Origin of the sequence: Cobetia sp. UIB-001 (assembly GCF_044789135.1) — a bacterium.
In the GTDB taxonomy this organism is placed as follows: Bacteria; Pseudomonadota; Gammaproteobacteria; order Pseudomonadales; family Halomonadaceae; genus Cobetia; species Cobetia amphilecti.
This window is the reverse complement of record NZ_CP058244.1, coordinates 1,988,882-2,001,413: the sequence shown is the minus strand read 5'-3', so window position 1 is coordinate 2,001,413 and position 12,532 is coordinate 1,988,882. Positions and strand designations below refer to the sequence as shown.

The 12,532-nt window shown below is 60.7% G+C and carries 13 protein-coding genes; 1 reads left to right on the top strand and 12 read right to left on the bottom strand.

Annotated features, from left to right (window positions below; translation table 11 throughout):
* Positions 1 to 205 precede the first annotated feature (205 nt).
* The 12 genes from ybgF to HA399_RS08365 all read right to left on the bottom strand — a co-directional run bounded on the left by ybgF (position 206) and on the right by HA399_RS08365 (position 11,136).
* Positions 206 to 991, bottom strand: coding sequence for a tol-pal system protein YbgF (gene ybgF, locus HA399_RS08420; RefSeq protein WP_404326816.1), 786 nt, complete (start codon positions 989 to 991; stop codon positions 206 to 208).
* A gap of 138 nt (positions 992 to 1,129) precedes the next feature.
* Positions 1,130 to 1,639 (bottom strand): peptidoglycan-associated lipoprotein Pal, encoded by a 510-nt coding sequence (gene pal, locus HA399_RS08415; protein ID WP_054556684.1) that lies wholly within the window; start codon positions 1,637 to 1,639, stop codon positions 1,130 to 1,132.
* Between the two features lie 70 nt (positions 1,640 to 1,709).
* On the bottom strand, positions 1,710 to 3,002 hold the full coding sequence (gene tolB, locus HA399_RS08410; protein ID WP_107334808.1) for a Tol-Pal system beta propeller repeat protein TolB: 1,293 nt from the start codon (positions 3,000 to 3,002) through the stop codon (positions 1,710 to 1,712).
* Positions 2,999 to 4,198 (bottom strand): cell envelope integrity protein TolA, encoded by a 1,200-nt coding sequence (tolA, locus tag HA399_RS08405; protein ID WP_279838419.1) that lies wholly within the window; start codon positions 4,196 to 4,198, stop codon positions 2,999 to 3,001. The genes tolB and tolA overlap by 4 nt, the downstream gene beginning before the upstream one ends.
* Positions 4,199 to 4,201: 3 nt before the next feature.
* Complete coding sequence (gene tolR, locus HA399_RS08400; RefSeq protein ID WP_054556687.1) at positions 4,202 to 4,648, bottom strand: protein TolR; 447 nt, start codon at positions 4,646 to 4,648, stop codon at positions 4,202 to 4,204.
* Between the two features lie 14 nt (positions 4,649 to 4,662).
* Positions 4,663 to 5,340 carry a protein TolQ gene (tolQ, locus tag HA399_RS08395; RefSeq protein WP_107336548.1) on the bottom strand — a complete coding sequence of 226 codons (678 nt, stop codon included), beginning with the start codon at positions 5,338 to 5,340 and terminating at the stop codon, positions 4,663 to 4,665.
* A gap of 135 nt (positions 5,341 to 5,475) precedes the next feature.
* Complete coding sequence (gene ybgC, locus HA399_RS08390) at positions 5,476 to 5,910, bottom strand: tol-pal system-associated acyl-CoA thioesterase (RefSeq protein WP_176677072.1); 435 nt, start codon at positions 5,908 to 5,910, stop codon at positions 5,476 to 5,478.
* The gene (gene ruvB / locus HA399_RS08385) at positions 5,907 to 6,950 is read right to left on the bottom strand and encodes a Holliday junction branch migration DNA helicase RuvB (RefSeq protein ID WP_043333609.1); all 1,044 of its coding nucleotides are present in this window, start codon (positions 6,948 to 6,950) and stop codon (positions 5,907 to 5,909) included. Before ruvB ends, ybgC begins: the two co-directional genes overlap by 4 nt.
* 240 nt (positions 6,951 to 7,190) lie before the next feature.
* A complete protein-coding gene (gene ruvA / locus HA399_RS08380) occupies positions 7,191 to 7,805 on the bottom strand; it encodes a Holliday junction branch migration protein RuvA (RefSeq protein WP_043333607.1) in 615 nt (204 codons plus the stop codon).
* Between the two features lie 312 nt (positions 7,806 to 8,117).
* On the bottom strand, positions 8,118 to 8,696 hold the full coding sequence (gene ruvC / locus HA399_RS08375; protein ID WP_043333606.1) for a crossover junction endodeoxyribonuclease RuvC: 579 nt from the start codon (positions 8,694 to 8,696) through the stop codon (positions 8,118 to 8,120).
* Between the two features lie 280 nt (positions 8,697 to 8,976).
* Positions 8,977 to 10,764, bottom strand: coding sequence for an aspartate--tRNA ligase (aspS, locus tag HA399_RS08370; RefSeq protein ID WP_043333603.1), 1,788 nt, complete (start codon positions 10,762 to 10,764; stop codon positions 8,977 to 8,979).
* Positions 10,765 to 10,911: 147 nt separating this feature from the next.
* Positions 10,912 to 11,136, bottom strand: a complete 225-nt coding sequence (locus tag HA399_RS08365; RefSeq protein WP_043333602.1) for an FmdB family zinc ribbon protein — start codon at positions 11,134 to 11,136, stop codon at positions 10,912 to 10,914.
* A 319-nt stretch (positions 11,137 to 11,455) separates the two neighbouring features.
* Between HA399_RS08365 and HA399_RS08360 the strand changes: the two genes are divergently transcribed.
* Positions 11,456 to 12,508: a D-2-hydroxyacid dehydrogenase gene (locus HA399_RS08360; RefSeq protein ID WP_404326811.1), complete on the top strand. Its 1,053-nt coding sequence runs from the start codon at positions 11,456 to 11,458 to the stop codon at positions 12,506 to 12,508.
* The last annotated feature ends 24 nt before the right edge of the window (positions 12,509 to 12,532 follow it).

The following is a 12,532-nucleotide window of genomic DNA, read 5'->3' as shown; positions in this document are numbered from 1 at the left end:
CTGTCTGAGATCTGTCGTCAACCGCCGATGAGAGTCACTGTCTCTTCACCGGCAATACTTGCTCGGCCACATGAATCGAATGAAGCGTGCCCGGGTCGCCTGCCGATGGCATGAGGCGCCGAGCGCCACATAACACAAAGCCCGCACCTGGTAGAATACCAAGCGCGGGCTTTGGGGAATACAGGTGACCAAAGGCCACGGGCACTCAGGCGCCGGAGGACAGGAAGTCCTTGGCCATGGTGCCAGCCTTGCTGTCCGGATACTGCTGGACCAGCTTCTCGAGCAAGGAGCGACTTTCCTGCGCTTTGCCTTGACGCGCCTTGACCAGGCCCAGCTTGTACATCGCATCCGGCACCTTGCTGGATTGCGAGAATTCGCTGATCACGGTGTCGAAGGCCTGGGCAGAAGCATCCAGCTGGTTCTTGGCCGAATACAGCTCGCCCAGCCAGTAATGGGCATTGGCGGCGAGGTTGGAATCCCCATGGTCCACCACGAAGGCTTCAAAGGCGACAATGGCACCGTCGAAGTCGCGAGACTGCACCTTGGCGAAGGCATTCTCGTAATCCTTCTGGGCAGCTGCACCGCCGTCGGCATTGCTGGCGCCATTGGTGCTGGCTGCACCACCGGCACTTGCGCCGCCAGTGACTGCCGTTGCTGCCTGTGAATCGACAACCTGACCGTTCTCCCCGGCGGAAGCGCCGCCAGAAACCCGCTGTTCCAGATCCAGGTAGCGTTGCTGCGACATCTCGGTCAGACGCTTGAACTGGTATTCCAGCTCATCGATGCGGCCGCGAAGTCGGGCAATTTCCTGTGCCTGTTCGTCGAGTTGATTGAGAAGGGTCAGGGTGCCGCCGCCACTCAGACGAGTATTGGCCTGCTGATAGAGCGAGTTTGATTGCCCAGTGAGGTCCTCGACCGTCGGTGCGGCCAAAACGGACAACGGGAGCAACAAGGCTCCCGCACCGAACAACCCTTTCAGGCTGTGTTTCATGCTGTCGGCTCCGCCGAATCATCATGGTATCGCGCAAGCAAGCCCGGGGTTCAAGGACACGCCTCTTGCCCGGGCCAGCTCAACACAAGTTTCTAGCGTCTCCACGCCTCATTGGAGAGTCGCGGAGACAAACCGTGCTTAGTAGTCGAAGACCACACGACGGTTCTTGGCGTAGGAAGACTCGCCGTGGCCCTGGACAGCCGGACGCTCTTCACCGTAGGAGACGATCTCGATCTGTGACGGAGACACGCCCTGGACAGTCAGGAAGCGTGCGACAGACTTGGCACGACGCTCGCCCAGACCCAGGTTGTATTCACGAGTACCGCGCTCATCAGCGTGGCCTTCCAGAACGACATTGGCGCTGGTGTTGGCTTTCAGGTACTGAGCGTGACCCATCAGGACGCTTTCGAACTCAGGACGGATGGTGTCCTTGTTGAAGGCGAAGTAGATGGTACGCACGTCAGGCATGGTGGCGTTGCTCATCTGGTTGGCGTTGCTGTTGGCACCAGTGTTCATGCCGGCAGTGTTCGCACCGCTGTTGGCTGAATCCATGTCGCCGTCCTGAGCGCCGCCGCTGCTGGAACAACCTGCCATGACGCTCAGGGACAGGGCAACCAACAGACCTTTTGCATACGGGGTGAACTGCATTGTGAAACTCCTTGCTCTAATGGGTACGAATGCCAAGCCTTTCTTGGTGGCTCAGTTGCATTCTAGTGGTTTAGTTCAGGAACGGCGACCACGCAGGTTCACGCACGTCGCCTTGTGCTGACGGCAGGGAGAATTGTGCCCTTCCGTCTGCCGACACCTGGCCCAGGACCCCGCGGGTTCCTTGCTGAGTGGCATATATCACCATAGTGCCATTCGGCGCAACACTTGGTGATTCATCCCACTGAGTATCGGTCAGGGAGGTAACCCGACCGCTCTTCAGATCTTGCTTGGCAACCTGATAACCGTTGCCTGCGCGGTTGATCATGAACAGGTTCTCTCCATCGGGTGAGATGCGCCCGCGGGAGTTGTAATTGCCGGTATATGTCACACGTTCCGTGCCGCCGGATAGATCAAGACGATAGATCTGTGGGGAGCCTGCACGATCAGAGGTGAACACCATACCGCTGCCATCCGGCAACCAATCCGGCTCGGTATCGATCGCAGGATTGTTGGTCAGACGCTGGAACTGACGGCTGGCAATATCCATCACATAGATTTCCGGCTGGCCATCCTTTGACAATGCCATTGCCAGTTTACGTCCGTCCGGCGACCAGGCCGGGGCACCATTGATGCCTCGGAAACCTGTCAGTTTTGCACGACGACCACTGCCCAATTCCTGCACATAGATAGCGGGACGTTCGGCTTCAAAACTGACATAGGCCAGCTTCTTGCCATCCGGCGACCATGCCGGTGACATGATCGGTTCATCGGACGCCAGAATCTCCTGACTATTGTGGCCATCTGAATCCGCCACGTACAGGGCAAAACGAATATTGTCGCCAACACCATTGGCGGTAATGTATGCGATTTTTGTCGAGAAAGCACCGCGAATTCCAGTGATTTCCTCAAATATTTCATCGCTCATATAATGGCCACGCGCGCGCAGCTCACCATTGCTTCCGGTGATGACTTCGCCAAGCATGCGCTTGTTGCCCAGCACATCCATCAGCTCATACTGGATGCTATAACCACCATTGCTGGCCGTCTTTACCTGACCCACCACGAGGTAACTGGCCCCCAGACGCTTCCAGTCATTGACGAAGACGTCCTGCGTCGTGCCCGGCAACGCAATCAGATTGTCGCGCTTGATCGGGTCGAACTGGCCACTGCGCGCCAGGTCATCGGAGATGATGCGTGCGAGGTCCTGCGGCAGACTTCCCCCGGTCAGATTCTCGAACGGCACGACAGCGATAGGTGTGGCGCTGTCATTGCCCTTGGTGATCTCGATGGTCAGGTCAGCTCTTGCCAGGCTGGTCACTGCCAGCAAGGCGGCTGCCATCATCCATGCGGTCAATCGTCTCATCGGCCCAGGTCCTCTGGATTGAAGTACAGGTTGAAGTTTCGGAACTGGCTCTTGGCACCAGCCGGCAGGTCCTGCATCTCGGTAAACGGCGCTGCTTTCTGGATCGCCTGAATCGCGGAGCGATCAAAGGCGGCGTTACCACTGCTCTTGCTGACCGCTGCCGTTACCAATTCGCCTGTCGGCAACAATGACACTCTCAGCGTGACCGTCATACCGGGAACGGAGCCCGAGGGCCGATTCCAATTCTGTCCGACATACTTCTTGAGCAGGTTCTCGAAGCTGTTGGCAGCCTGAGCGGCCTGTTTGGCGCCGCTGATGGCGTCGCTTTCATTGTCTATCAGGCTATCCAGCGAGCCGGCAGAGGCCTGCGCCGCTTTCTCGGCAAGTGCCTTCTGGCGTGCGGCTTCAGCGGCCGCCTTCTTGCGCGCTTCTTCCGCCGCCTTGGCCTTGGCTGCCTTTTCCTTGGCGGCCTTGTCGGCTGCCGCCTTGGCCGCCTTTTCCTTCTCGGCCTTCTCCGCTGCTGCCTTGGCCTTGGCTGCCTTTTCGGCTTCCGCCTTCTTGGCTTCAGCGTCTGCCTTGGCCTTGGCCGCCTTCTCTGCTTCGGCTTTCTTGCGGGCTTCTTCTGCGGCTTTTTCCTTGGCGGCCTTTTCGGCTTCCGCCTTGGCCTTGGCAGCCTTCTCGGCTTCCGCCTTCTTCAAGGCATCGGCCTTGGCCTGCTTTTCCGCTTCGGCTTTCTTGCGATCAAGGGCAATCGCCTTGGCTTCCTCTGCACGCCTGGCCGCTTCTGCCTTGGCCTTTTCGGCCGCCGCCTGCTCAGCCTTCAACTGCTCCGCCGCCTTGGCCTGCTCAGCCGCCTTTTGCTGTTGCGCCTTCTGGGCAGCCGCCTTTTCCTCGGCGGCGCTGCGCTGCTGTTCCGCTGCAAGCTCTGCCTCTCTGGCCGCCTCTTCCTTGGCGCTCTGGCGCTGATCGGATTCTTCGGCCGCATCACGCGCCTTGCTGGACTTCGCCTGCTGGGCCTGATTGGTCGTGGTCTCGGTACTGACCAGTGTCGCGTTGACGATGGTGGTGTTGGTCTTCTCCGGTTCGGATTCTGGCCAACTCACCAGAGTCAGAATCAGGATGCCCAGGTGCAGGCCAACGGCCAGCACCACAGGCAATCCCAACCCGACCCGCTGTTCTATCTCTGGCTGACTCATCCATCAGCCCTCGGTCGGTGGTTCTGAAATCAGCCCGACATTGGGAACACCGGCACCCTGCAGCGTGCTCATCAGCCCCATGACATCGCCGTAGGGCGCCGTCTTGGCACCCTTGACCAGCACGGGCGTCTTGGGCTTCTCGGCCACGATGGACGCGACCTTGCTGCCCAGTTCGTCCAGCGCCACCGGCGTGCGCTTGTCTTCATCCGACCCCAGATCGATGTAGTAATTGCCGCTATCATCCAGCGAGACGATCAATGGCGTCACATCATCGGGATTGTCGATCGGCTTGGAGGTGACCTTGGGCAATTCGACCTGAACCCCCTGCGTCATCATCGGCGCGGTGATCATGAAGATGACCAGCAACACCAACATGACGTCGATGAAGGGCACCACATTGATCTCGGAGGACAGCTTGCGCTTGTGGCCTCTGCTATACGGTCCTTTCATTGACTCGCCTCCCTTCAAGCGTCGTTGCTGCCACGACCGTGCAGATTACGATGCAGAATGGAGTGAAGTTCTTCGGCGAAGTCTTCATAGCGACCCAGCAGCTGATCAGCACGGCTGGCCAGACGGTTGTAGAAGATGACGGCCGGAATTGCCGCGAACAGGCCCATGGCAGTCGCGACCAATGCTTCGGCAATCCAGGGGGCGACGGTGGTCAGAGTTGCCTGTTGAGCCGTACCCAGTGCCTGGAAGGAGCCCATGATGCCCCACACGGTTCCGAACAGGCCGACATAGGGGCTGACGGAGCTGACCGTGGCCAGAAACGGCAGGTGAACGTTCAGGCGCTCTTCTTCACGTGACAGCGTGACGCGCATGCTGCGTTGCACACCATCCATCACCGCATCGGCATTGCTGGACTTGGGCTTGAGGCGGCTGTACTCGCGGAAGCCTGCACGGAAGACGCCAGAGGCGCCCGGGGTGGATTCTTCATCCGTCGGCAATTCACGATAGAGGTGATTGAGGTCGACCCCGGACCAGAAGCGCTTTTCAAAGGCCGCGTAAGCCTGCTTGGCGCGGGACAATGCCATCCCGCGCTGAAAGATCACCACCCAGGATGCAATGGAAGCTGCCAGCAACAGCAACATGACTGCCTGAACGACCAGACTGGCGTTCACGAACAGCGAAATGATCGACATCGAATCTTCCACGGAAATCCCTCTTTACTTGGTTCAGTCTGTGCCACCGTCAATCAGTGACACGATAAATAATCTGTTCATCAGCCTGGCGTCTCGGCACCTGACTGGCAGCGGCCTCATCTGCGCCTTGAGATCTCAGACCTCAAGAGCCGCAAGCAATTCCCCGGGCCAGCGTCTGGGGCGCAAGGTCGTGGCATCGACGCAAGCGATCACGACTTCCGCTTCGCTCAAGATCTGCTCACCGCGCAGCGCCTTCTGGGTGAACGTCAAGCGTGCACCGCGCAAGGCACCTGCCGTTGCCGTCACGGTCAGCAGGTCATCCAGATGCGCAGGACGAAGATAACGATTTGTTACACTGTGTACTACCAACTGAATGCCTTTTTCAAGCAAGGCTTGCTGCGTGAAGCCCTTCGCTCGCAACCATTCACTGCGCGCGCGCTCCATGAAGCGCAGATAATTCACGTAGTAGACGATGCCACCGGCATCAGTATCCTCGATGTAGACGCGCACAGTGTGGTGAAAACATGCAGCTTCACCCTTCAACGTATTTCCTGCGTCTTCAGATGTCATGACGCGTCATTTCCTTCCTGCCCCAGCCGCGCCTGCTCTTCACGTGGGGTGATCCCGAAATGCAGATAGGCCGAGCGCGTGACCAGTCGCCCACGCGCCGTGCGCATCATGAAGCCCTGCTGAATCAGATAGGGCTCCAGCACATCCTCGATGGTATCGCGCTCTTCCCCGATGGCCGCCGCCAGTGAATCGACCCCGACCGGCCCGCCATCGAACTTCTCGATCATCGCCAACAGCAGTCGACGGTCCATGTGATCCAGGCCGTGGCTGTCGACATTGAGCATGTTGAGCGCCTTGTCGGCCACTTCCAGCGTCAAGCGACCATCCGAGCGCACTTCGGCGAAGTCACGCACCCGGCGCAGCAGGCGATTGGCGATACGCGGCGTGCCGCGGGAACGACGCGCAATCTCCAGCGCCCCTTCCATCTCGACTTCCATGCCGGAAAGCCTGGCACTGCGCGCCACGATGTCGGTGAGTGACTCGATATCGTAGAACTCGAGGCGCTGGACGATGCCGAAGCGATCGCGCAGCGGCGCCGTCAGCAGCCCCGCGCGCGTCGTCGCGCCCACCAGGGTGAATCGTGGCAGCTCAAGCTTGATCGAGCGGGCCGCGGGGCCTTCACCGATCATGATGTCGAGCTGGTAATCTTCCATCGCCGGATAGAGCACTTCCTCGACGGCCGGAGACAGGCGGTGAATCTCGTCGATGAACAGGACATCGCCTTCCTGCAGGTTGGTCAGCATCGCTGCCAGGTCCCCTGCCCGCTCCAGCACCGGCCCGGAGGTCGACTTGATATCGACACTCATCTCACTGGCGATGATATGCGCCAGTGTCGTCTTGCCGAGACCGGGCGGGCCGAAGACCAGGGTGTGATCCAGACTATCGCCTCGTCCTCGCGCGGCACTGATGAAGATTTCCATCTGCTCGCGGACGATGGGCTGTCCGATGTAGTCACTCAGCGTGCGTGGCCGGTTGGCGCGATCGATCCGCTCTTCCGGATCATGCGTCGCCGCGGAGATCAGTCGGTCCGACTCCATCATGATGCTTGCTCAACTCCTGATGACGCAGGTCACGCACATGACGCGGGTCATGGGCCATGAACGTGCGTCAGTGGCAGGTGGCAAGGTTTGCCAGGGCGGTGCAACGATCTAGCGCATCTGCGTTCAAGCGCGCACTTTCTACCCCAGTAACCTGCCAACCCCTAGTCAATAAATCCAATCACGATGCGCCGTTTCCTTCACGAAAACTATAGGGCGCATGTTTGCTGCCCTGGCGGGGCCTCAGCTGGCCATCTTGCGCGCCAGCGCCGCCTTGATGAGCGCTTCCGTGGAGGCGCCGGTCTCGAGCCCGGAGAGCATCTTGGCCGCCTCGACAGGCTTGTAGCCCAGAGACACCAGCGCGGCTTCGGCATCCGCCAGAGGATGCGTGACCGGCGGTTGCGGCTGGGAGGCACGCGCCATTTCATCCAGCCCATCATCCGCCGGCAGCGTCCAATGCTTGAGGCGATCACGCATCTCGATGATCAGTCGGTCCGCCGTCTTCTTGCCGACGCCCGGCAGACGTGTCAGCGCCCGGCTGTCTTCGTCGTGAACACAGCGAATGAAATCGGACTGCTCCATTCCCGACAGAATCGCCAGCGCCAGACGCGGGCCGACACCGGAGATCTTGATCAATTCACGGAACAGACGACGCTCGGGCTCCTTGCCGAAGCCATACAGCAACTGCGCGTCTTCGCGCACCACCAGGTGGGTGTAAAGCTGGCAATGTTCGCCCACGGCCGGCAAGCCCAAAAGGGTGTTCATCGAAGCTTCCAGTTCATAACCGACACCCTGTACGTCAAGCACCAGCTGCGGCGGTTGTTTTTCCAGCAATGTCCCGGTCAGGCGTCCAATCATGTTGCGGCTGTCCTTGCTCGGCAGAGAACGTGCTCGGTGGGATCGTGCTGCTCACAGACCCGATTCTCTGCACGGATTGTTACAATGCGGGCAAGCCTACCAAAGATGAAGCGTAGGCGGCATGTCCCAGTGTCACGACGAATTTGTCGCATCTTTCTGACAGTCATACCTTGGGTGATGGCACGAAGCCTGATGCCACGCGGCTTGGCGCATCACGCAATCGGCTGCTGCCAGGCTCGGCAGACACTCTACAAGTGACTGAAAAATCGCTATTAATTGAGCACAATACCGCATTTGTCGCTCAGCGGCATGTCAGGCGTCGGGCTCGAAGTCTCGCCAGCTGCTGCTACGCCGCACGCGGGTTCCCTTGCGTCGACTGGTATTCCCCAGCCCCAAGGCTTCCAGCTGGTCATTGCCGGGCGTCAGGCGTCGACGCGCGAAACAATGCGTCAAGGCGATGGCCAGCGCATCGGCGGCATCGGCCTGCGGCGTGGCGGAGAGCTTGAGCGTATGCGTGACCATATGCTGCACCTGAGACTTCTCGGCGGCGCCAGTACCGGTCACGGCCTGCTTGATCTGCCGCGGCCCGTATTCGAACACCGGCAAGCCATGATTGGCCGCACACACGATGGCAGCCCCGCGCGCCTGGCCCAGCTTGAGCGCCGAATCGGCGTTCTTGGACATGAAGACCTGCTCGATGGCGAATTCCGCGGGGCGATGCAGGGCGATCACCTCGCTGATACCGGCATAGATCTGCGCCAGGCGCTGATCCAGGCTGACCTGTGACATGCGAATGCAGCCACTGTCCACATAGCGAGGCTGAGCCGCAGAGACATCCAATACCCCATACCCGGTCAGACGTGAGCCCGGGTCGATGCCAAGAATGATCATGCTGCCGCCTCGTCTCTCACACCTTGCGTCTTTGCTGTCGTCATCGCGCCATCGCTCTTACTGTGTATATAACCAGCCACCATGCCACAAAAAAGGCGGTGCGACACTGTCATCGCCTGACGTGAACGCCAGCAAACAGTCTCGCACCGCCTTGTCGGGCTTGCTCGCCCCCTCGCCTACCAGGTCAAAGGGGCAAACCTGCCACCGCGGGACCGCCCTTGTCTGATCGAATCAGTCCAGACGGCCCCACCAGTCACTCTCTCGGTCTTGCGCCGCTGAATCAGGCCTGACCGCTTTCGTCCTCGACCTTGACCTTCTGACGCAGACGGATGTTCAGCTCCTTGAGCTGCTCACCGCTGACCACGCCCGGGGCGTCGGTCATCATGCAGCCGGCACTCTGGGTTTTCGGGAAGGCAATCACTTCACGAATGGTCTTGGCGCCGGTCATCAGCATCACCAGACGGTCGAGACCGAAGGCCAGACCACCATGGGGCGGCGCGCCGAACTTCAGGGCGTCGAGCAGGAAGCCGAACTTCTCTTCCGCTTCTTCTTCACCGATGCCCAGCACCTCGAACACGGTACGCTGCATGGCCTGATCGTGGATACGGATGGAGCCGCCACCCAGCTCGGTGCCGTTGATGACCATGTCGTAGGCGCGAGACAGTGCCGCTTCCGGGTTGGCCTTGAGCTCTTCCGGCGTGCAGGACGGCGCGGTGAACGGGTGGTGCAGCGCGCTCAGGCGGCCGTTGGCATCGGCTTCGAACATCGGGAAGTCGACGACCCACAGCGGTGCCCACTCGCGGGTGTAGAGGTTGAGGTCTTCACCCAGCTTGACGCGCAGCGCACCGATGGCCTCGGCCACGATGTTGGCCTTGTCAGCGCCGAAGAACACGATGTCGCCATCGACGGCGCCACAGCGGTCCAGCACTTCATCTACGACGTCTTCCATGAACTTGACGATCGGCGACTGCAGACCCTCGATGCCCTTGGCACGTTCGTTGACCTTGATCCACGCCAGGCCCTTGGCACCGTAGATGCCGACGAACTTGGTGTAGGCGTCGATTTCCTTGCGTGACAGGCTGGCACCGCCCGGCACACGCAGCGCGGCGACACGGCCCTTGTCGTCCTTGGCCGGACCGGAGAAGACCTTGAAGTCCACGCCGCTCATCAGGTCATCGACATCGACCAGTTCCAGCGGGATACGCAGGTCCGGCTTGTCGGAACCGAAACGGCTGATGGCCTCGGAATACGGCATGGTCGGGAAGTCGCCCAGCTCGACATCGAGCACTTCCTTGTAGAGGCCACGGATCATGGTCTCGGTCATGCCCATGATGTCCTGCTCGTCGACGAAGCTGGCTTCGAGGTCGATCTGGGTGAATTCAGGCTGACGGTCAGCACGCAGGTCTTCATCACGGAAGCATTTGGCGATCTGGTAGTAACGATCGACACCGGCGACCATCAGCAGCTGCTTGAACAGCTGCGGAGACTGCGGCAGTGCGAAGAAGCTGCCGGCGTAGGTACGGCTCGGCACCAGATAGTCACGTGCGCCTTCCGGTGTGGCACGTGTCAGGATCGGGGTTTCGATGTCGAGGAAGCCCAGGGCTTCGAGCTGGGCGCGCACGCTGTGAGTGATGCGCGAGCGCAGACGCAGCTTCTCGATCATGTCCGGACGACGCAGGTCGACATAACGATACTTGAGGCGGACTTCCTCACCGACCTTGTTGTGGTCGTCGAGCTGGAACGGCGGCGTCTGTGCGGTGTTGAGCACTTCGACGTCCTTGGCCAGCACTTCGATCATGCCTGTCGGCATGTTCGGGTTCTGGGTGCCTTCCGGGCGCAGACGGATACGGCCCTTGATACGCAGCACGAACTCGCTGCGCGCCTTGTCGGCAGTGGCGAAGGCATCGACGGTGTCCGGATCGACGACGATCTGGGCGATGCCATCACGGTCGCGCATGTCGAGGAAGATGACGCCACCGTGGTCGCGACGGCGGTGCACCCACCCGCACAGAGTGACATCCTGATCGATCAGGGTCTCGTTCAGTTTGCCGCAATAGTGGCTGCGCATGTTGATTCCTTGTTGCTCAAATTCATGATCGACGCGCTGATGCGCATCTGTCTCAGAGGGCCTGCCGTTGGCGATGAGGGTCAAGGGTACCCGCTGGGCGCCCTTGACCTTCATCACGCTGATGCCTGACGCACTATCCCAGCTGTGTCAGGCGGTGCTGTCGCTACCACCGGCCAGATTCTTCTTGCTGCCGGACTTGAAATCCGTCTCGTACCAGCCACTGCCTGCCAGACGGAACCCGGCGGCGGAGACCAGCTTCTCGAGCTGGTCCGTCTTGCATTCCGGGCACTCCGTCAGCGGCGCAGCGCTGATCTTCTGCAACTTGTCCATCCGATGGCCACAGGCCTTGCAGTGGTATTCATAGATCGGCATGGTTTTCTTTCCTGACAATACTGGTCACGGGGCTGTCTGAGCACCGTGAACCATGACAATGTTATGCCTTGCGGCGCGTCTTGCGTTCAGCGCACCTGCGGCCCCAACATGAGAGCTTTCGCAAGCACCAGAAAGAGACGCCTACAATAAGGCCAGTTGAGCGGCTTTCAAGTCAAAGCGAAAGGGGCACATTATAGCGTGCTCGGCCCCGTGCGGGGCAACACCCAAGCACAAACCGGCCCAGACGCTACGTACTCGTCATTTCCGGGCCAGCCTTTCTGTCTTCCTGTCTATCTTCCTACGCCATCATGAGGCACCTATGTCCGATCACGATCGTACTGCGCAGTCTCCCTCTCATTCTTCCACGCCCGCTTCCTCTCACTGCGAGCCCGCCTCGTCCACCAGCGCCCCGCAGGCCGTCATGCTAGATGCCGGTTCCGTCGGTGACGGACTGGACTTCTCGCGCCTCGAGGCCCGCCTGGAAGGACTGGTTTGCCATGACGCGACCGCGCCCGAGGAAGTGGTGCCACGGCTGAGCGGTGCCTCCATCGTGATGGTCAACAAGGTACGCATCGAGGCGCACCACATGGATGAGCTGCCGACCCTCAAGCTGATCGCGGTGATGGCGACCGGCACCAACAATATCGACATGGCGGCCGCCGAAGCACGCGGCATTCGGGTCATGAACGTCAATGCCTACGGCACTCACTCGGTGGCGCAGCACACCTGGATGCTGCTGCTGGCACTGGCAGGCCGCCTGCCGGAATACCAGACCGACATCGCCGCGGGCGAGTGGCAACGCAGCGCGACCTTCTGCCTGATGGGCCGCCCCGTGGTGCAGCTGTCCGGCAAGCATCTGGTCATCATCGGCAAGGGGGAGCTGGGCACTGCGGTGGGCAGGCTGGCCGAGGCGTTCGGCATGCGCGTGACCTTTGCCGCCCGCCCGGGCACCGCCCCCACCGCCGAGCGCCCCGCGCTGGAAAGCCTGCTGCCTCAGGCTGACGCCATCAGCCTGCACTGCCCGCTGACCCCAGAGACGCAGCATCTGATCGATGAGCAGGCGCTCGCCGCCATGAAGCCCGGTGCACTGCTGGTCAATTGCGCCCGCGGGGGCATCATCGACGAGGACGCAGCGCTGGAGGCACTGGCCACCGGACAACTCGGCGGCCTGGCGGTGGATAGCCTGCCGGAGGAGCCGCCACGTGAAGGCCACTCGCTGCTCTCGGCCCTGGAAAGCCAGCACCATTCGGCGAGTGCGCCCTTGAACCTGATCGTCACGCCGCACAATGCCTGGATCAGCCAGGAGGCGCGCCAGAACATGCTCGATCTCAGTCTGGCCAATATCGAGACATTCCTGAGCGAACACGCCTGACACGGCCACAGCCTCGCGGCCTCA

What these genes read in the sequence shown, in the direction of transcription:
- ybgF (WP_404326816.1), bottom strand. Translation starts at nt 991, where the DNA reads ATGAAACACAGCCTGAAAGGGTTGTTCGGTGCGGGAGCCTTGTTGCTC.
- pal (WP_054556684.1), bottom strand. Translation starts at nt 1,639, where the DNA reads ATGCAGTTCACCCCGTATGCAAAAGGTCTGTTGGTTGCCCTGTCCCTG.
- tolB (WP_107334808.1), bottom strand. Translation starts at nt 3,002, where the DNA reads ATGAGACGATTGACCGCATGGATGATGGCAGCCGCCTTGCTGGCAGTG.
- tolA (WP_279838419.1), bottom strand. Translation starts at nt 4,198, where the DNA reads ATGAGTCAGCCAGAGATAGAACAGCGGGTCGGGTTGGGATTGCCTGTG.
- tolR (WP_054556687.1), bottom strand. Translation starts at nt 4,648, where the DNA reads ATGAAAGGACCGTATAGCAGAGGCCACAAGCGCAAGCTGTCCTCCGAG.
- tolQ (WP_107336548.1), bottom strand. Translation starts at nt 5,340, where the DNA reads ATGTCGATCATTTCGCTGTTCGTGAACGCCAGTCTGGTCGTTCAGGCA.
- ybgC (WP_176677072.1), bottom strand. Translation starts at nt 5,910, where the DNA reads ATGACATCTGAAGACGCAGGAAATACGTTGAAGGGTGAAGCTGCATGT.
- ruvB (WP_043333609.1), bottom strand. Translation starts at nt 6,950, where the DNA reads ATGATGGAGTCGGACCGACTGATCTCCGCGGCGACGCATGATCCGGAA.
- ruvA (WP_043333607.1), bottom strand. Translation starts at nt 7,805, where the DNA reads ATGATTGGACGCCTGACCGGGACATTGCTGGAAAAACAACCGCCGCAG.
- ruvC (WP_043333606.1), bottom strand. Translation starts at nt 8,696, where the DNA reads ATGATCATTCTTGGCATCGACCCGGGCTCACGTCTGACCGGGTATGGG.
- aspS (WP_043333603.1), bottom strand. Translation starts at nt 10,764, where the DNA reads ATGCGCAGCCACTATTGCGGCAAACTGAACGAGACCCTGATCGATCAG.
- HA399_RS08365 (WP_043333602.1), bottom strand. Translation starts at nt 11,136, where the DNA reads ATGCCGATCTATGAATACCACTGCAAGGCCTGTGGCCATCGGATGGAC.
- HA399_RS08360 (WP_404326811.1), top strand. Translation starts at nt 11,456, where the DNA reads ATGTCCGATCACGATCGTACTGCGCAGTCTCCCTCTCATTCTTCCACG.